Annotated in this window: 16 protein-coding genes; 14 read left to right on the top strand and 2 right to left on the bottom strand. The window is 60.6% G+C overall.

Annotation, left to right across the window (positions count from 1 at the left end):
- Positions 1-30: 30 nt before the first annotated feature.
- The 4 genes from leuC (at position 31) to EGX79_04770 (ending at position 6031) form a co-directional block, all read left to right on the top strand.
- Positions 31-1458, top strand: a complete 1428-nt coding sequence (gene leuC, locus EGX79_04755; protein AYX81552.1) for a 3-isopropylmalate dehydratase large subunit — start codon at positions 31-33, stop codon at positions 1456-1458.
- A 62-nt stretch (positions 1459-1520) separates the two neighbouring features.
- Complete coding sequence (gene leuD, locus EGX79_04760) at positions 1521-2111, top strand: 3-isopropylmalate dehydratase small subunit (protein ID AYX81553.1); 591 nt, start codon at positions 1521-1523, stop codon at positions 2109-2111.
- Between the two features lie 48 nt (positions 2112-2159).
- Entirely contained in the window at positions 2160-3560 is a 1401-nt protein-coding gene (locus EGX79_04765; GenBank protein AYX81554.1) for a 3' terminal RNA ribose 2'-O-methyltransferase Hen1, read from the top strand.
- Between the two features lie 2 nt (positions 3561-3562).
- Positions 3563-6031, top strand: a complete 2469-nt coding sequence (locus EGX79_04770) for a polynucleotide kinase-phosphatase (protein ID AYX81555.1) — start codon at positions 3563-3565, stop codon at positions 6029-6031.
- 3 nt (positions 6032-6034) lie between these two features.
- On the opposite strand, the gene EGX79_04775 is transcribed toward EGX79_04770, so the two are convergent.
- Complete coding sequence (locus EGX79_04775) at positions 6035-7018, bottom strand: NUDIX hydrolase (protein AYX81556.1); 984 nt, start codon at positions 7016-7018, stop codon at positions 6035-6037.
- A gap of 109 nt (positions 7019-7127) precedes the next feature.
- On the opposite strand from EGX79_04775, the gene EGX79_04780 reads away from it, so the two are divergent.
- Together EGX79_04780 and EGX79_04785 are read left to right on the top strand one after the other, a co-directional pair.
- Positions 7128-8126 carry an NAD(P)-dependent glycerol-3-phosphate dehydrogenase gene (locus EGX79_04780; protein ID AYX81557.1) on the top strand — a complete coding sequence of 333 codons (999 nt, stop codon included), beginning with the start codon at positions 7128-7130 and terminating at the stop codon, positions 8124-8126.
- Positions 8127-8161: 35 nt separating this feature from the next.
- On the top strand, positions 8162-9265 hold the full coding sequence (locus EGX79_04785; GenBank protein AYX81558.1) for a D-alanine--D-alanine ligase: 1104 nt from the start codon (positions 8162-8164) through the stop codon (positions 9263-9265).
- Positions 9266-9275: 10 nt separating this feature from the next.
- Here EGX79_04785 and EGX79_04790 read toward each other — a convergent pair whose 3' ends face one another.
- Positions 9276-10256: a DUF3515 domain-containing protein gene (locus EGX79_04790; protein ID AYX81559.1), complete on the bottom strand. Its 981-nt coding sequence runs from the start codon at positions 10254-10256 to the stop codon at positions 9276-9278.
- A 110-nt stretch (positions 10257-10366) separates the two neighbouring features.
- Between EGX79_04790 and EGX79_04795 the strand changes: the two genes are divergently transcribed.
- Genes EGX79_04795 through EGX79_04830 form a run of 8 tightly spaced genes read left to right on the top strand, consistent with a single transcriptional unit; the run spans position 10367 to position 17869 of the window.
- Positions 10367-11323 (top strand): thiamine-phosphate kinase, encoded by a 957-nt coding sequence (locus EGX79_04795; GenBank protein ID AYX81560.1) that lies wholly within the window; start codon positions 10367-10369, stop codon positions 11321-11323.
- A gap of 37 nt (positions 11324-11360) precedes the next feature.
- Positions 11361-12026, top strand: a complete 666-nt coding sequence (locus EGX79_04800) for a uracil-DNA glycosylase (GenBank protein ID AYX81561.1) — start codon at positions 11361-11363, stop codon at positions 12024-12026.
- 6 nt (positions 12027-12032) lie between these two features.
- Positions 12033-13559, top strand: a complete 1527-nt coding sequence (locus EGX79_04805) for a DAK2 domain-containing protein (protein ID AYX81562.1) — start codon at positions 12033-12035, stop codon at positions 13557-13559.
- Between the two features lie 4 nt (positions 13560-13563).
- A complete protein-coding gene (locus tag EGX79_04810) occupies positions 13564-15714 on the top strand; it encodes an ATP-dependent DNA helicase RecG (protein ID AYX81563.1) in 2151 nt (716 codons plus the stop codon).
- 24 nt (positions 15715-15738) lie between these two features.
- Complete coding sequence (locus EGX79_04815) at positions 15739-16011, top strand: acetyl-CoA carboxylase biotin carboxyl carrier protein subunit (GenBank protein ID AYX81564.1); 273 nt, start codon at positions 15739-15741, stop codon at positions 16009-16011.
- Complete coding sequence (rsmD, locus tag EGX79_04820) at positions 16012-16578, top strand: 16S rRNA (guanine(966)-N(2))-methyltransferase RsmD (GenBank protein AYX81565.1); 567 nt, start codon at positions 16012-16014, stop codon at positions 16576-16578.
- A gap of 45 nt (positions 16579-16623) precedes the next feature.
- Entirely contained in the window at positions 16624-17097 is a 474-nt protein-coding gene (locus EGX79_04825; GenBank protein AYX81566.1) for a pantetheine-phosphate adenylyltransferase, read from the top strand.
- Between the two features lie 10 nt (positions 17098-17107).
- Positions 17108-17869, top strand: a complete 762-nt coding sequence (locus EGX79_04830; GenBank protein AYX81567.1) for a DivIVA domain-containing protein — start codon at positions 17108-17110, stop codon at positions 17867-17869.
- Positions 17870-17898 lie beyond the last annotated feature (29 nt).

Consider the following 17898-nt stretch of genomic DNA (forward strand, 5'->3'; position numbering starts at 1 on the left):
GAGATATATCCGGAAGGCGGCTCACCCACTATGCGCACCACGGACACCAGCCCGAAGACTCTGGCCGAGAAAGTCTGGCATGACCACGTAGTCAAGCAAGGCGACAACGGCGAACCAGATTTGATTTATATCGATCTGCACCTCGTCCACGAGGTTACCTCGCCACAGGCTTTTGATGGCCTCCGTCTGGCAGGGCGCAAGGTGCGCCGCCCGGATTTGACCATCGCAACCGAGGACCACAACGTTCCGACTACTGTCGCCGGCGGCAAAATCAATCTGATTGAGGAACCGACCTCTCGTACCCAGATTGCCACACTGCGCAAGAACGCTGAGGAGTTCGGTATCCGCCTGCATCCGATGGGCGACCGCGAGCAGGGTATCGTGCACGTCGTCGGCCCACAGCTGGGCCTGACTCAGCCGGGCACCACCGTCGTCTGTGGTGACTCGCATACCGCCACCCACGGGGCTTTCGGTGCTATGGCCTTCGGTATCGGTACCTCCGAGGTTGAGCACGTTCTGGCTACCCAGACCCTGCCGCTGAAGCCTTTCAAGACCATGGCGGTCAGCGTCACCGGCGAACTGCAGGATGGTGTTACCGCCAAGGATTTGATTCTGGCGATTATCGCCAAGATTGGCACCGGCGGTGGTCAGGGCCACGTTATTGAGTACCGCGGCGAGGCCATCGAGAAGCTGTCGATGGAAGCTCGCATGACCATCTGCAACATGTCCATCGAAGCCGGTGCCCGCGCCGGCATGATTGCTCCGGACGAGACCACCTTCGAATACCTGAAGGGGCGCCCGCACGCGCCGCAGGGCGAGCAGTGGGACGAGGCAGTCGAATACTGGAAGTCCCTGGTTACTGACGAGGACGCGCATTTTGACAAGGTCGTCGAAATTGACGGTTCCGCGCTCACTCCATTCGTTACCTGGGGTACCAACCCTGGCCAGGGCGTGCCGCTGGGTGAGACCGTGCCGGACCCGGAGTTCATCGCTGAGGACTCCGACCGCATCGCCGCCGAGCGCGCGCTGGAGTACATGGACCTGAAGCCGGGCACCCCGATGCGCGACGTTAAGGTCGACGTTGTCTTCGTCGGTTCCTGCACCAACGGCCGCATCGAGGACATGCGCGCCGTAGCCGACGTCCTGAAGGACCGCAAGGTTGCCGACGGCGTCCAGATGCTCATCGTGCCGGGCTCCGCAAAGGTCCGTGCGCAGGCTGAGGAAGAGGGACTGGGCAAGATCTTCGAAGAGGCAGGCGCTGAATGGCGTATGCCGGGCTGCTCCATGTGCCTGGGCATGAACCCGGATCAGCTGACCCCCGGCCAGCGTTGCGCTTCGACCTCCAACCGTAACTTCGAGGGCCGTCAGGGCAAGGGTGGTCGTACCCACCTGGTCAGCCCGGCTGTCGCCGCAGCCACTGCCGTCGCCGGTCACTTCGCAGCACCGGCTGATCTCTAACTGACTCTCACTGCCGATCTTTGTACAACAGACCCAAGCAGAACTTCTAAGGACCTTTCACCATGGAAAAGTTTGATACACACACCGGCGTCGGCGTTCCCCTGCAGCGGTCCAACGTCGACACTGACCAGATCATTCCGGCTGTCTACCTAAAGCGCGTCACCCGCACCGGATTCGAGGATGGCCTGTTCAGCAACTGGCGCAACAACGAGTCCGACTTCGTGCTCAACCGTCCGGAATACGCAAAGGGCTCCGTCCTCGTAGCAGGGCCGGACTTCGGTACCGGTTCTTCCCGCGAGCACGCCGTGTGGGCCCTGATGGACTACGGTTTCCGCGTCGTCATCTCCTCCCGCTTCGCCGATATCTTCCGTGGCAATGCCGGCAAGGCGGGGCTGCTCGCCGCACAGATGCAGCAGTCCGATGTCGAGCTGCTGTGGAAGCTGCTGGAAGCTAACCCCGGCATGGAGCTCACCGTCAACCTGGAGACCCGCACCGTCGAGGCAGGTGAGCAGGTCTTCCCGTTCGAGGTGGACGACTACACCCGCTGGCGTCTGATGGAAGGGCTTGACGACGTCTCCCTGACTCTGCGCAACGAAGCGGACATTGTGACCTACGAGGAGAGTCGTCCGGCCCACAAGCCGAAGACGCTGTAGGTCAAAAAATGCTCTAGTCCAATCCGCGGTAGGCGTTAGACTTGCCGTATGTATCTGGCAATCACTAAACACTCTCGGCTCGGTGAATCTTCGCCTGCTGAATCGGCACGCGATTTGGGATTTATTTTGCGAAAGCATCCCGATCGCGTGCATGAGTCCGAGTTAAAGTTCGGTGTTGCCAGAGTCTTTTTCCCCACGGCTACCGATGCCGAATGCACGGCAGTTCTCTGGGTTGATATTGACCGCGACGAGCTGCTGAAACTCAAGCAGTACCGCGCTGATACGTTCAATCTGACCGGCTACATCAATGACCGGCAATGGGCCGCGTCATCGATTATGACAGTGGCGCTGAAGTCCGTCTTCTCCACAGCGATGGTCATGGAGAAGCCCTCGCCTTACGACGAAGTGCCAAGCGACCTCACCGCGACGGTCGCCGCGGTACCCGGCACCGAGGAAGAGATTCGCGCTCTGTTCGAGCCGCTGGGGTGGAACGTTGCCTGCGATTTTTCGAACAATGTTGCCGGGCAGAAGTTCTCACCGACGGTAACGCTTTCGGGTAGAGCAACCGTCCGCGATTTGCTCAATCACCTGTATATTCTGCTTCCTGTCCTCGACGGTGGGAAACACTATTGGGTCGATGACCGGGAAATCGACAAGCTCGCCGCGCGTGCGCAGGACTGGCTACCGGAGCACCCACAGCGGGAGAGAATCCTGGGGCGCTACCTTGCGGATCAAAAAGGCCTGGTCAACGAGGCCGTCGTGAAGCTTGCTGGGGAAGCCGGGGAAGCCGGTGCAATCGAACTGTTCAGCGGTGACCAGCCAGCCAACCCACTAAATCGACAGCGTCAAGAGCGGGTCCTGCGTGAGGTATTTAGCCTGCGCCCGCGCAGCGTTGTGGACATCGGCTGTGGTTCCGGCGTGTTGCTGGGGCCGATGCTGGAGAATCCGCGAATCGCGCAGATCGTTGGTACCGATGTTTCTGTGGGGGAGCTTCGTAAGGCGCACAAGGCGCTGAACCTAGATCGTATGCCGGAGCGCCAAGCCGCGCGGGTTGAGCTTTTCCAATCCTCGGTTACCTATGCCGATGAGCGCATCGCGAACATGGACGTGGCGATCCTGATGGAGGTCATCGAGCATGTTGATGCCGACCGACTGCCCGCGTTGGAGAACAACGTCTTTGGAGCAGCCCGGCCACAGTACGTCATCGTCACCACGCCGAACAGCGACTATAACGCGTGCTATCCAAACCTAGCGCCCGGGCAGTTCCGACACCTGGATCACCGTTTCGAGTTTAGTCGCGTGGAGTTTCGACAGTGGGCGAAGGGCGTGGCTGAGAAGTTCGGTTATCTGGTGGACTTCGACGGTATTGGGGACGTGCACGAAACCTATGGACAACCGACAGAAATGGCGGTCTTTTCCTACGACTTCACCGGAGCAGAGGAGAGCTAATTATGAGTACCATCTCACTTCCTAACCTCAGCTTGGTCATGCTGGTCGGTGTCTCCGGTGCTGGAAAGTCGACCTTTGCGGCACGACACTTTGGTCCATTTGAGGTCGTTTCCTCGGATACCTGTCGCGGCATTGTTTCCAACGATCCGAATGACCAGGCGGCGACGGCGCCTGCTTTTGAGCTGCTGGAGACGATCGTCGGCAAGCGGCTGGAAGCAGGCTTACTCACCGTGGTCGATGCGACGAATGTGAAACCGCAGGACCGCGCCCGGCTCGTGAAGCTGGCGCGCAGACACCATGCGCTCAGTGCTGCTATCGTTTTGAATCTTCCGTTGGCGGAGGTGAAGGAGCGGCACAGGCAGCGCACTGACCGCAACTTCGGAGTAGAGGTGTTGGAGCGCCAGCACCGTGACCTGCGCCGAGGGCTCAAGCACCTGAAGCGCGAGAAGATTCACAACGTTTTCATCTTGAATTCCGCGGAGGAAATCGACAACGTCACCATTGAACGTGTGCCGCTGAAGGTCGATCGCAGCGATCTCCACGGCCCTTTCGACATCATCGGCGATGTCCACGGTTGCTTCGACGAGCTGACCGCACTGCTGGAGAAGCTCGGCTACGAGCTCTCGGCGGATGGCAGCAATGCTCATCACCCAGATGGCCGCAAGACCATTTTCGTTGGTGACCTCGTTGACCGCGGCCCCAATAGCCCAGCCGTCTTGAAGCTGGTCATGGGGATGGTCTCGGACGGCAATGCTCTCTGCGTGCCCGGAAACCACGACTCTAAGTTGGTGCGCGCCCTCGACGGCCACAACGTCACCACGGGCCACGGGCTGGCCGAAACGCTCACTCAGCTCGCCGACGAAAGTGAGGAATTCCGGAAGGACGTCCGCGACTTCATCGACCACTTGCCGGTGCACTATGTGCTGGATGACGGCGCCCTGGTCGTAGCCCACGCGGGACTGCCTGAGCACCTCCATGGCAGGGCCTCCGGCAAGGTCCGCGAGTTCGCGCTCTACGGTGCGACTACTGGCAAGCGTGATGAAAATGGCCTGCCAGAACGTTTGGATTGGGCAGCGGACTACCGCGGTTCCGCCCGTGTGGTCTATGGCCACATGGAAGCGGACCGTCTGCGCTGGGTCAATAACACCATGTGCATCGACACTGGTTGCGTGTTTGGCGGCAAGCTCTCTGCGCTGCGCTATCCCGAGCTAGAGACTGTGCAGGTTGATGCAAAGCACACCTGGTGGGAGGCCCCATCCCGCAAGACCACCAATCGCACGGAGTCCGAGCTGCGCATCACTGACGTGTTGGATGTCGATGGTATCCAGACCGGGCGCCATGGCCGCATCCGCATTGATAGTGACCGCGCGGCTGCAGCGCTGGAAACAATTAGTCGTTTTACGCTCGCGCCGGAGAAAATTCCGTACCTGCCACCGACAATGTCACCGGCGCCGACCTCGCAGCGAGAGGGATTCCTGGAACACCCGGAGGAGGCATTCCGCTACTACGCAGCGCACACTGACCAGGTCATTTGTCAGGAGAAGCACATGGGTTCCCGAGCTGTGCTCTGCCTGATCCGGCCAGGGGCAAAGACCCGTTTCGGTGCTAGCACCTACGCATATACCCGTACCGGACGCGCCTTCTTCGAAGGTAAGAATCCAGCACTCGACGAAATGACCAAGGCCGCAGAGCGCGCCGGGCTTTTCGATCAATTCGGCGACTGGGTCCTGCTCGACGGTGAAATGTTGCCTTGGAATCTCAAGGCACAAGGGCTTATCGACGACATCTATGCACCCACCGCTGCCGCCGGTATTGGTGCTGCCAGACAGCTCGCGGTCGCTCTGCAGGCGGCAACCGATAGGGGAGTAGAGGTCGGCGGTCCCGCTCCAGAACAGACTCTGGACGAACTCGAGAAGTTCCGCGCTGCTTACAACCGCTATGTCGACAGCGACAACAAGATTCAGTTCGCACCCTTCCAAGTGCTGGCAAGTGAGGATGCCACCTGGCACCACAAGCCGCACTCATGGCACTTGGATATCGCGAACCAGCTGGTAGCAGCTGACAGTGAGATCTACCAGCAGACGCGCTGCTTCGTCCTCGACCCCAGTGACCCGGAACAGGTAGAGGCCGCATCGCAGTGGTGGTTGCAGCTGACAGAGTCGGGCGGGGAGGGGGCCGTCGTCAAGCCAATGGAAAACGCGGCAGTGGACCGCCAGGTGCAGCCCGGTATGAAGGTGCGGGGGCGGGAGTATCTGCGCATGATTTATGGGCATGACTACCTGCACCCGCAGCGTCAAGAGCAGTTGAAGCGGCGAAATCTGCAGCACAAGCAGTCATCGGCGCTGCGCGAGTATGCCCTCGGCATTGAGTCGCTGGAACGTCTAGCGGCGGGCGAGCCTCTGCATCGAATCCACGTCCCTGTCTTCGGCGTGTTGGCGCTGGAGTCAGAGCCGATGGATCCGAGGTTGTAGGGGCTACTTCACCGGCAGCGCCGAGGCGTAGTAATCAGCCGTGGTCATCACACCGTCGTTGAAGCCCAGCACCCAGGCAGAGCCCTTCTTGCACAGGATTTCCTCGTCGAAGGGCAGGGTGCCCTCAGCGGACCAGGCGGCAAGCAGGTCTGGGATGGTGATGCCCTGAGAGCAGATGACGCTGACTCCGCCTAGCGCGACAATGTCTTCGAATGCCTTCTTGGACTCAACCTGGTTGGCAATCCAGTGCTCGTCGCCAAGCCGTTCGTCGACTGTGACCTGCATGCCCAGCTCTGCGGCGAGTGGCGCGACGGTGTCCTGGCAACGCACGGGCTCGGCGGAGTAGATCCGCTCGGGGCGGAAGCCTTCCAGGGCAGAGACGAGCAGTTCCGCTTGACGACGTCCCTTCTTATCCAGTGGCCGCAGTGCATCATTGCCGTTCCAGTTGGTGCGACGGTGCGCACGCCCATGGCGAACCAGAATGAGACGGGTGTCCGGTTCCTTGTTCATGCGCTTGCGGGCCTTGACCAGCACGTCGCGGTCGAGGTCGTAGGACAGCAGCTCCTCGGCTTCGTCCCAGGAGACCCAACGAAGCTCGTTGACCTCGGAGTTCTGTTCGAATTCGCCGTCTAGAACCTCAGCGGTCCAGTACCAGACCAGCTTCGTGCGTCCGGCGACAGGGTAAGAGACGTTGCCGACGAGCTTGCCCAGACGGACGCGGTAGCCGGTCTCTTCCCAGATTTCGCGGACAGCGGTGGCAATGAGGTTCTCGCCGGCGTCGAGCTTGCCTTTCGGCAGCGACCAGTCGTCGTAGGAAGGACGGTGAATCACGCAGATTTCAGGGTTGTGGACATCGCCGCGCCATAGAACCGCGCCAGCCGCGAAGGTCGGCTTGGTGACATCCTGACCTGGCTTCGTTGGAATCTGGCGCAGGCGACCGGTCACGGAGGTATCGCCCTTGAGGTCCTTGTCCTCTTCGTGCATCATCGTGAATTCCCTTTCAATCCTTTGTCGCCGACCTAGTTTAGTATCGCAGTGTGAGAACGTCTCGCTAGACTTGTTGGAGATTAGAGACTAACGGAGGAAGGTCGCGGCGATGGTGCAGGTTTCAGTGATGGGTGCGGGCTCGTGGGGCACGACGCTCGCCAAGGTTTTTGCTGATGCGGGCAATCCTGTACGGCTGTGGTCGCGACGTGCGGAGCAGGCACAGCGTATTCAGATCAGCCGCGAAAACCACGACTACCTGCCTGGTCTGGGGCTGCCGCGCAACATCGAGGCCACCTCGGATGCAGAGGCCGCACTGAAGGGCGCGGATGTGGTGGTGCTGGGCGTGCCCTCGCAGACTTTGCGTGACAACCTCAAGGTCTGGAAGGACTTCATCGGGCCGGAGACGATTCTGCTCAGCCTTGCTAAGGGTGTGGAGCGCGAGACACATCTGCGCATGAGTGAGGTCATTGCGGAGGTCACAGACCTGCCAGCAGAGCGTATTGCGGTGCTGTCCGGCCCGAACCTCGCCCGCGAGGTTGCGATGGAGCAGCCAGCGGCAACGGTGATTGCTTGCGCCGATGAGAACAACGCCAAGATGATTCAGGCGGCAGTTGCCACTAATTACTTCCGCCCGTACACCAACACCGATGTGATCGGCTGCGAAATCGGCGGTGCCTGCAAGAACGTCATTGCGTTGGCCTGCGGTATGGCCGCTGGTCAAGGATTGGGTGAGAACACGCTGGCAACCATTATCACCCGTGGCTTGGCGGAAATCACGCGTCTGGGCGACGCGGTTGGTGCAGAAGATAAGACTTTCGCGGGATTGGCGGGCCTCGGTGACTTGGTGGCCACTTGTTCCTCGCCGCTGTCGCGTAACCGCACCTTCGGTGACCGTCTCGGTCGCGGTGACACGATGGAGCAGGCGCAGCACGCTACGCGCGGTCAGGTGGCTGAGGGTGTGATTTCTTCAATCTCGGTCCGTGACCTCGCTCGTCGCAATGGCGTGGAAATGCCAATTACTGAGGCCGTTTACGCCGTCTGCCACGAAGGCGCGAAGGTCGATGAGACAATTCGCAAGCTGATGGGGCGAAGCCGCAAGTCGGAGTAACCACTTCAACGAGGTCGGGGCTAAACTAAGTCACCATGACTTCGTCGAATAGCTCGTCTGCAGATCGCATTTCCGTCGCCGTCATCTACGGTGGCGCAAGCCCTGAGCACAGCGTCTCCTGTGTCTCGGCCGGCGCAATTATGGATCACCTGGATGAGGACCGCTTCCGAGTGGTTCCCATTGGTATTACCAAGGATGGTGTCTGGACCGTCGGGACGCGTGAGACGGATACGCTGCGCACACAGGGGCGTACGATGCCGGAGGTCATCCCGGGCGAGGAAGTTGCGCTGAGCACCTCGCCGTCACGCCGCGGTGAATTCCGCTTCGTCACCGGTGATCGCGCCGGCGAGGTTTTCGACACCGTCGACGTCATCTTCCCGGTCCTCCACGGTCCGCACGGCGAGGACGGCACGATTCAGGGGCTCTTTGAGCTTTCCGGCATTGCTTATGTCGGCCCGGGCGTGCTCGCTTCCGCTGCGGGAATGGATAAGGAACGCACGAAGAATCTCTTGCAGGCAGCGGGGCTTCCTATTGGCAAGCAGGTTGTTTTGCATGTTGGCGAGTCGCTTTCCGACGAGGACAAGGAGACCCTTGGCCTGCCGGTGTTCGTTAAACCTGCCCGTGGTGGATCGTCGATTGGCATTTCCCGCGTGGATGATTGGGCGAATCTGGATGCGGCGGTAGAGCTGGCCCGAGAGCACGACTGGAAGGTCATTGTAGAGGCCGGTGTAGACGGCGCCGAGGTGGAGATTGGCGTGCTGCAGCGCGCTGACGGCAGCCTTCAGGTCTCTGTCCCGTCCCTGCTGCGTGGCACGGAGGACTCCGACGAGGGCTTCTACGGTTTTGAGACCAAGTACTTGGATGATGTCGTCTCGGCGCAGATCCCGGCTGAGCTGCCGGAGGATGTTTTGAAGGCACTGGACACGGATGCTCGTCGGGCGTTCAGGGCACTGGGCTCTGATGGGCTGACTCGCGTGGACTTTTTTGTCACGGATAATGGCCCGATTATCAATGAGGTCAACACCATGCCGGGCTTTACCCCGATTTCGATGTACCCGCAGATGTTTGCGGCCTCAGGTGTAGCCTACGAGGAGCTGCTCAGCGCCCTGATTGAGCGGGCGCTGGTAGCTCGTCGATAGAAGTTGGTTCTTACTTTTCTTCGCTCGGCGAGATGTTCTCCAGGTTGTCGGCGATGACCGAGGAGAGCACCGGCATCAGTGAGCTGGCCTCCGACATCGGCATTTCAACGGCGACGAAGCGCTCCCGGCCCATGGCGTACCAGGTGGCGGAGGTACCGGAGGAAAGCGTTGGTTCGTTGAACCAGACAATGTCGCCAACCTGCGTCAGCTGCTGCGTGGTGGTGCTATAGCCAGCCGGCTCGTCGACACCACAGCGCAGCACCACCGGATCGGATGGGGTGCCGCCCCAAATGACCATGTCCTTCGGCATGTCAGCCGGCATTTCCTCTGCGCTCAGACGGTGACGGTTGCCAAGCTCGCGGGGGAGGGCAGCCTCCAAGCCGCTGCAGCGCTTATCAGCTTCCGGAGCTGCCAGTTCTACCAGTGGGACGCCGCCGCGCTCCGGCTTGTTCTTGTACTCGGAGTCCGGGCGCAGCGCCTCGGCGAGGTCACTCAGGGCATCCTCCGCCTCTGCATTTCCTTCGGCGGTAATCGCAACAACCGGTTCGCGCCCGACGGTGAACCAAGTCGCCAAAGACTCGTCGGTACTGTCGACAACACGCAGCCACGAAATGCCCTTGACCTCTTCGGTCTTAGCCAGTTCGTTGTACTGGCTAGGTACGTTCGCGCCACAGCGCAGCGTGATGCGGTCTTGTTCCAAGTTTCGGTACACAGCGGCACCTTCTGGAGCTGGCTCTGCAATGTCGGCGCGAACCAGACCTGCGGCGCGATCTGGCAGTCGGTCGAGCAGTTCCGCACACTCGGGCGAGTCATTGGCGGGAAGCTCCGGATTGGAAATCGCAACTGGCTTTGTCGCCTGATTATCCTGGTAAATCTTTGCGGCAAAAATGATGCCGAGGATAGAGATAATGGCGATAGCGAGTGCGATGCCCGCGCGTGTCCGGCTACCCTTGGACTGAACTGTTTCTCCCGATCGGGGTGCGTCTACCATGGGCCTGATTCTACGTTGTCCGGTACCAACTCCAATTGGTGGGGGCAATACCGAGACGGGTTCCGCTATTAACGGTTAACCATCGACTATTAGGAATGTGACTCGACACTGTGACTGAATTGACCATTGGCGATATTGGCGAGTTTGGGGTCATTGAGGCCATCCGGGCTATCGCCCCGTCGGCACGCAATGGCGACGATGCCGCCGTCTTGACGCAGACAACCCCTAACGCCCGTTTTGTCACTTCCACCGACATGTTGGTGGAAGGGCGCCATTTCCGCCTGGACTGGTCGACACCTCAGCAAGTTGGAGCTAAGGCCGCAGTACAGAATTTCGCCGATATCGAATCGATGGGTGCGCGTCCAACGGCCATGCTTTTCGCCATCTCAGCACCGTTGCATACTCCGGTGAGTGTGGTCACCGGTATCGCCGAGGGGTTGTGGCAGGAAGGCAAGCAATGTCCGGCGGAGCTCGTCGGTGGTGACATGGTCAGCGGAGATTCTCTGGTGATTTCCATCAGTGCGATGGGCGAACTCGGTGGGCTTGGGCGGCCGCTGCTGCGCTCAGCGGCACGCGCGGGGGATACGGTGATTGCGTCGGGACGCATCGGCTACTCTGCGGCGGGCCTTGCTCTGCTGCAGCACTGCGGAAGCCCGGCGAGGGTTCCAAGTGAGTTTGCGCAGCTGGTGGCAGCACACTGTACGCCCGAATTCGAATACCGCAGGGGTGCCACGGCGCGAGCTACAGGTGTGCGTTCACTGACGGACAATTCCGATGGACTGGTGGTGGATCTCCGCGCTATTGCGCAGGCCTCCAGGGTTACTTTGGAAGTTGACAGCAGTGCCATTGCGCCCGATGAGTTGCAGATTGCCGCTGGTGAATACCTGGGCATCGACCCGTGGGAGTGGGTGCTCACCGGCGGGGAGGACCACACACTGATCGGTTCGACGCCGGGGGAGCCTCCGACGGGGTTCCGCGCTATCGGCACGGTGTCGAAGGAAAAGTTCGATTCGGTGCTTATCGACGGCAAACCTCCTGCCCGCGATGCCGGTTGGGTTTCCTTTTAAGAGTTCGAAGAGGTTTTGAGAAGAAAGGCTGCATGACATGGATCCGTTGCCGGTCGAAGAAGGGTGGCAGAAGGCGCTGGAGCCAGTGGCCGATGACATCCACCGGATGGGGCAGTTCCTGCGCGAGGAGAACGCGGCCGGCTACGGTTACCTGCCCGCGGGCACCGATGTGCTGCGCGCCTTTACTTATCCATTCGATGAGGTCAAGGTGCTCATTATCGGTCAGGACCCGTACCCGACCCCGGGGCATGCGATGGGGCTTAGCTTCTCGGTCCAGCCGGATGTGAAGCCGGTACCGCGGTCGTTGGCGAATATTTTTAAGGAGTACTCCTCCGACCTGGGGCTCCCGGCTCCCTCCAACGGTGACCTCACTCCGTGGAGTAGGCAGGGCGTGGCCCTGTTCAACCGTGTACTGACCGTGCGCCCGGGTGCTGCTGCCTCGCACCGCGGTAAGGGCTGGGAGGCAATCACGGAGCATGCCATCAAAGCATTGGTCGCCCGTGATCAGCCTCTCGTGGCCATTCTGTGGGGACGCGACGCGCAGAGTTTGCAGCGTTGGCTCCCCGGCGTGGACTGCATCTGTTCGCCGCACCCGTCACCGCTGTCGGCATCCCGTGGGTTCTTCGGGTCGCGTCCGTTCAGCCGGGCCAATGAGTCGCTGATTCGTCAGGGAGCTACCCCTATCGACTGGACGCTAGAATAGGAATTCATGTCTTTGCAGATTGGTTCTGCCGCCATTGTCGGCTGGGTTGCCCGGGGGATTGACGCGCTTCAATCCCGCCGCGATGAGATCAACAGTCTCAATGTCTTCCCAGTACCGGATTCCGATACCGGGTCGAATATGCTCGCGACGTTGAGTTCGGCCTATGAGGAAGCGCAAAAGGCTGACGCTTCCGATGTTCGCGCAGTCACCGCGGCCCTAGCTGCCGGTGCAGTGCGCGGCGCCCGCGGTAATTCGGGCACTGTGCTCTCGCAGGTTTTTCGCGCGGTGGCTGAGGCTGCCTCCGGTAGTGGCATTGGCGTTGAGTCGGTACAACACTCGCTAAAGCTAGCTGTGCAACATGTTTCCCAAGCGATTGCCAATCCGGTGGAGGGCACGATTCTGACAGTCCTGCGACACGCCGCGATTGCCGCGGAGGAATTTGAGGGCGACTCGATTGAGGAGCTCGCCGACACGATCGCGGATGCCGCTCGCGATGCGCTGGCGAAAACCCCCAGCCAGCTCCCGGCACTGCAGCAGGCGGGCGTGGTCGACGCCGGTGGCGCAGGGTTGGTCATTCTGCTCGACGCGCTTGCCGACGAAGTCAGCGGCCGCGCAGCCGCACCGGTCGATTTGCATGTCGACGCGCCACACGTAGCCACCGTTGAAATGGAGGTCATGTACCTGATTTCCTTGGCGGATACCCAGGCGGTGGAAGCGCTGCGAGAGCGGTTGAACCCGCTGGGCAATTCGCTCATCATCGCAGGTGATGCTGGTAATGCGGAGACCACGCAGTACATGGTGCATATCCACACAGTGGAGCCGGGCGCAGTTATTGAGGCGGCACTCGACTTCGGTCGTCCAAAACGCATCCGTATCGAGGTGCTCGATGAGCCGGAGACAACACCTGAGTCCACTCGCATCCTCATTGCGGTAGTGCCGGACGGTCCGCTGAATGATCTCATCACCTCCTCTGGGGCGATTGCTATCAGCCCGACCCCCGCTCCGACTCCCACATCCATTCCCACAGATCGAGCAGCTATCGCCGACCAGGAGTTCGCTGACAATGTGGTCACCAAGGCGCTGACTGCCATGCGGGGTGCGGATGAGGTAATCCTGCTGCCAAATGGGCTGGTTAGCGACCAGGAATTGGCGGATATCGAATTCGCTGCTGCCGCGGCTAATCCGACGCTCGCGGTAGTGTCCACAGACTCCATTCCGGCTGGCCTTGCTGCCTTGGCCGTGCATTCGGCTGAGCTGCCGCTGGCGGTTGCTGCGTATGCGATGGGAGAGGCTGCCAATGGCACGCGAACGGCTGTAGTCGCTGCGGACGTCGATAAGCCCCTGACTGACGCGCTCACAGAGACCATCTCAGACCTGTTGGCTGGCGGCGGGGAACTAGTGACTCTGCTGCTCGGGCGCGGAGCTGAGGGCGTGGACATAGCGCAAGTGCGGGCGCGGCTGGACAAGCCTGTGGAGGTCGTAGCCTATGATGCGACCGGCATCGATGAGCTGGTGCAGGTAGGAATCGAGTAGCGCGATGCTCGGATGGCTCGGCTCGGATTATGCGCGCACGCCCCTGAATATCGTGGTGGGGCCAAAGACTGCAAAAAAGCTGCATACGGCTTTTGGTATGGAGACCGTCTCGGATGCGCTGACGAATTTCCCGAAGCGCTACGTGGCGCAGGGTAAGAGCTTAGATGTGTCATTTTCCGACATTGGCGACACCATCACCACAGTCGTGGAGGTGCACAGCATTTCGCCAGCGCCCGCCTTCGCCGACCGACGCAAGCCACTGAAAATCTATGTCAGCGACGGCGTGCGCATTCTTCCGGCCGCGATTTTCGGTGCCGAATGGCTGCGCAATATGCTGCACCCCGGTGTGCGTCTACTCATTGTTGGCACGCTCAGCGAGTTCCGCAATGAGCTACAGCTGAAGAATGTTGATTGCATGGTGCTTAAAGCCGATGGTTCGGTAGGCGCAGCCACTGGCAAGCTGGCCACACTGACGAAGACAGCCAAGGGGATTGCGGAGATGCAGCGGCTGCTCACGCGCCCCTATCTGCCCATTTACCGTGGCCGTAAAGGAGTAGCGGGTATTCACCTGGCTCTGTACATGCAGCGCATCCTCGAATGGTTACCGCTGCAGCCAGACCCATTGCCCGCCACGCCGGAGGGACTTACCGATTTCGACTCCGCACTGCGTGGCGCACACTTTCCCTCCATCGCGGGCCCCGATATTGCGCTTGCCCGTCTGAAGTACGACGAAGCGCTTGAGCTCCAGCTCGCCGTTGGTGCACGCAAGCGTACTCAAGCGAGCCTCACCGCGCCGGCCTGCATGGAAGTCGCCGGGGGACTTCGCGACGAGCTACGCCGGGGGTTGCCGTTTTCGCTTACCGACGGTCAGGTCGCGGTCGCAGCCGATATTGCGCACGATATGGCGAGGCCTAACCCAATGAACCGCCTGCTAGCAGGTGAAGTTGGCTCGGGTAAAACCGTGGTGGCCCTGCTGGGAATGCTGCAAGCAGTCGATGCCAGCAGGCAGTGCGCGATGCTGGCGCCGACGGAAGTCCTGGCCCAACAGCACTACCGATCGCTGACAGCGATGCTGGAGCAAGCCGGAGTAGCAGTGACTGTACGACTGTTGACGGGATCGATGTCGACGAAGGAGCGCCGGGCAACCCTGTTGGAGGCAGTCAACGGGGAGGCTGACATTGTCGTCGGCACGCATGCCCTGCTCAGTGAGGGCGTGGAGTTCTTCGATCTCGGGCTGGTGGTCGTCGATGAGCAGCACCGCTTTGGTGTGCGCCAGCGCGATCAGCTGCGAAGCAGGGGACGGGGTGGAATGACACCGCATCTGTTGGTGATGTCGGCAACCCCGATTCCGCGCACGGTAGCGATGACCATTTTTGGCGACCTCGCAGTTTCGCAGTTGACGGAATTGCCACGGGGACGTCAGGAGATCCAATCTTTTGTCGTACCGACGCTGGAAAAGCCGCGCTGGGAGGCACGAACCTGGGAGCGGATTGGGGAAGAAGTGGCCAAGGGCAACCGCGCCTTCATTGTCTGTCCCCGCATTACCCGCGACGAGGAACAGTTCCTCGACGAGTCCGTGGAGGCGGTGTTCGACCGAGCGAGGAAGAAACTTCCCGGTGTACGTATCAGTCAGTTGCACGGCAATATGGCACCGGAGGACAAAGACCGCGTGATGCAGGCCTTTGCCACAGGACAGCTGGATGTGCTGGTGTCCACCACAGTTATCGAAGTCGGCGTGGATGTACCAGAGGCCACGATCATGATGATTCGCCGCGCCGAGAGCTACGGCATCTCGCAGATCCACCAGCTGCGCGGTCGTGTCGGCCGTGGTGACCGTGGTGGACTGTGCTTCCTGTGTACACACACGCATTCACAGACACCAGAGCGCACCCGGCTAGACCGCATTGCCGCCACCACCGACGGCATTCAACTGGCGGAGTTGGACCTGGCCACGCGTAGTTTCGGCGATCTGCTCGGCGATGACCAATCGGGACTGGCAACAGGCCTCGGCCTGGTGGACCTCACCACCGACGGCGAGATCATCGAGCGCACCCGACACGATGCCACGGCTCTCCTCGACAGTGATGAAAGGCTTGTGGGAGAGCTTATCTCCGATATCGATGAAGAGCAGTCGAACTACTTGGACCGCTCCTAGTAAGACCAAAGTAGACTGTTGGGCATGGTAAATGTCTGTGCACCTTTTGCAGGAGTAGTCCGCTGGGAGGTCGCCGAGAAAGACTCGGTGACGACCGGTCAGGTCATTGCGGTCGTGGAGGCCGTCAAGCTAGAAGCGCCGGTTTTAGCGCCCTGCCCGGGCACGGTCGCGGAGGTGGCGGCAGATCAATTTGTGGATGTCGAAGGCGGTCAGCTGCTGGCAAGAATCACGCCAGCAACTCACAGCGCCACGGCACAGCACAACGGCAACGAGAACACATCGCACGAAGGGAAGTAGATGACCCGCATTATTGCAGGTGAGGCACGCGGTCGTAGGCTAGTCGCGCCTAAGGGAGAGACCACTCGGCCAACTAGTGACCGCGCGAAGGAAGCCATCTTTTCCTCCTGGTCAACACGCTTTGGGCTAGAGGGAACTCGCGTTCTCGACCTGTTTGCTGGCTCGGGCGCGCTCGGTTTGGAAGCGGCTTCTCGCGGCGCGCGTTCCGTCGTGTTGGTGGAAAACGATCCGAACGCCATTGCCGCTATTGAAAAGAACATTCGCACCGTGGGGCATCCTGATGTGGCCGTGTCTCCGATGAAAGTGTCGTCGTACCTTGCGGGCGCGCCGGGCGAGCCTTTTGACCGCGTTATTGCGGATCCGCCCTATGAGCTGGCGGGGGAGGCCGTTACAGAGATGCTGGAGGCGCTGCGCAGTTTCCTCGCGCCGGGCGCGGTCGTGACTGTGGAGCGTCACCGCGATGACGAGGAGACGCAGTGGCCCGAGGGCTACGAACAGCTCCAGCAGAAGCTGAAGCGTCGCATTCACGGTTTGGCGCGCTTCGACACCGCTATCTACAACGCTTAACGTTCTTCTTTACGCTTTACGACGGCCAAAGGTGGTTTGACCTCTATGACTCACGCATGCTGCCCCGGTTCCTACGATCCCATGACCTCTGGTCACCTCGATGTGATTGAGCGTGCCGCGCGCCAATTCGATCAGGTGACCGTGCTGGTTACCCACAACCCGAATAAGCAGGGCATGTTCAATGTCGAAGAGCGCATGGACCTCATTCGGCAGTGCACGCAGCACTTGGACAATGTGCAGGTGGACTCCTGGTCGAAGCTGTTGGTTGACTACACCTCCGCGCAGGGCATCTCCTGCCTGGTCAAGGGGCTGCGCTCGGCGGCGGACTACGAGTACGAGGCTCCCATGGCGCAGATGAATCGGCGCATGACGGGCATTGAGACTCTCTTTGTGGAAGCTGATCCGAAGTACGGTCATGTGTCGTCGACACTGATGAAGGAAGTTGTTCGCTACGGCGGTTCGGTGGAAGGGCTAGTTCCTGAGCCTGTCTTGCACGCCCTGCAGCGCCGACTGAAGTAGCATGTAAGTCATGTTTCGCGTCTTCGAATCTCTTGATGAACTGGTCCAGATCCTAGAAGAGGCACACGGCGTGCCACTGTCGGCCAATTGTATGGTTCCGCGTCAGCGTGTTCTCGAGTTGCTCGATGAGCTGAGGGATGCTTTCCCGGCTGAGCTCGATGACGCGCAGGATGTCTTGGACCAGCGGGATGAGATTATCAACGATGCTGAAGCCCGGGCGAACAACACCATTTCGACTGCGGATGAAGAAGCCCATCGCATTGTCGACGAGGCCGAGGCCCGCGCTAACCACACCGTCGAGGATGCCAATGCCCACGCAGCTGGCACCGTCGCGGCCGCTGAGGACGACGCCCGTCGCCTCCGCGAGGATGCTCAGCACGAGTACGACAGCATTGTGGATCGTGCTTCTGCCGAGTCCGATCGCCTGATTCACGCTGGTAACGAATCCTACGAGCGTTCCGTTGCGGAAGGCCGTGAGGAGCAGGCTCGCCTGGTCGCTGAGTCGACGGTCGTCCGCGAAGCCAATGACGAGGCGAATCGTCTGCTTTCTGACGCGCACGCGGATTCCTCTCGCCTCCGCGAAGAGTGTGACCGCTACGTCGATTCCAAGCTCGCCGAGTTTGAACAGACTCTCCAGGAGACCCTGCGCAATGTCGGTCGCAATCGCTCGGTACTGCGTTCGGGAGCCGGTGCCGTCGGCGGTGGTGCAGGGGCTCAGAACGCGCCGTCTTCCTTCTCCGAGGGACAGGAACGCCGCCGGTACGAGCGTTAGCGCATCTTCGGGGTAGACTGAGGTCTATC

Origin of the sequence: Corynebacterium jeikeium (genome assembly GCA_003955985.1) — a bacterium.
Classification (GTDB): domain Bacteria; phylum Actinomycetota; class Actinomycetes; order Mycobacteriales; family Mycobacteriaceae; genus Corynebacterium; species Corynebacterium jeikeium_D.

Bases quoted from the DNA above. Each gene is read 5' to 3' on its own strand.
- EGX79_04775 (AYX81556.1), bottom strand. From the start codon at position 7,018: ATGATGCACGAAGAGGACAAGGACCTCAAGGGCGATACCTCCGTGACC.
- EGX79_04830 (AYX81567.1), top strand. From the start codon at position 17,108: ATGTTTCGCGTCTTCGAATCTCTTGATGAACTGGTCCAGATCCTAGAA.
- EGX79_04780 (AYX81557.1), top strand. From the start codon at position 7,128: ATGGTGCAGGTTTCAGTGATGGGTGCGGGCTCGTGGGGCACGACGCTC.
- EGX79_04810 (AYX81563.1), top strand. From the start codon at position 13,564: ATGCTCGGATGGCTCGGCTCGGATTATGCGCGCACGCCCCTGAATATC.
- EGX79_04800 (AYX81561.1), top strand. From the start codon at position 11,361: ATGGATCCGTTGCCGGTCGAAGAAGGGTGGCAGAAGGCGCTGGAGCCA.
- leuD (AYX81553.1), top strand. From the start codon at position 1,521: ATGGAAAAGTTTGATACACACACCGGCGTCGGCGTTCCCCTGCAGCGG.
- EGX79_04765 (AYX81554.1), top strand. From the start codon at position 2,160: ATGTATCTGGCAATCACTAAACACTCTCGGCTCGGTGAATCTTCGCCT.
- leuC (AYX81552.1), top strand. From the start codon at position 31: ATGCGCACCACGGACACCAGCCCGAAGACTCTGGCCGAGAAAGTCTGG.
- rsmD (AYX81565.1), top strand. From the start codon at position 16,012: ATGACCCGCATTATTGCAGGTGAGGCACGCGGTCGTAGGCTAGTCGCG.
- EGX79_04825 (AYX81566.1), top strand. From the start codon at position 16,624: ATGACTCACGCATGCTGCCCCGGTTCCTACGATCCCATGACCTCTGGT.
- EGX79_04770 (AYX81555.1), top strand. From the start codon at position 3,563: ATGAGTACCATCTCACTTCCTAACCTCAGCTTGGTCATGCTGGTCGGT.
- EGX79_04805 (AYX81562.1), top strand. From the start codon at position 12,033: ATGTCTTTGCAGATTGGTTCTGCCGCCATTGTCGGCTGGGTTGCCCGG.
- EGX79_04790 (AYX81559.1), bottom strand. From the start codon at position 10,256: ATGGTAGACGCACCCCGATCGGGAGAAACAGTTCAGTCCAAGGGTAGC.
- EGX79_04815 (AYX81564.1), top strand. From the start codon at position 15,739: ATGGTAAATGTCTGTGCACCTTTTGCAGGAGTAGTCCGCTGGGAGGTC.
- EGX79_04785 (AYX81558.1), top strand. From the start codon at position 8,162: ATGACTTCGTCGAATAGCTCGTCTGCAGATCGCATTTCCGTCGCCGTC.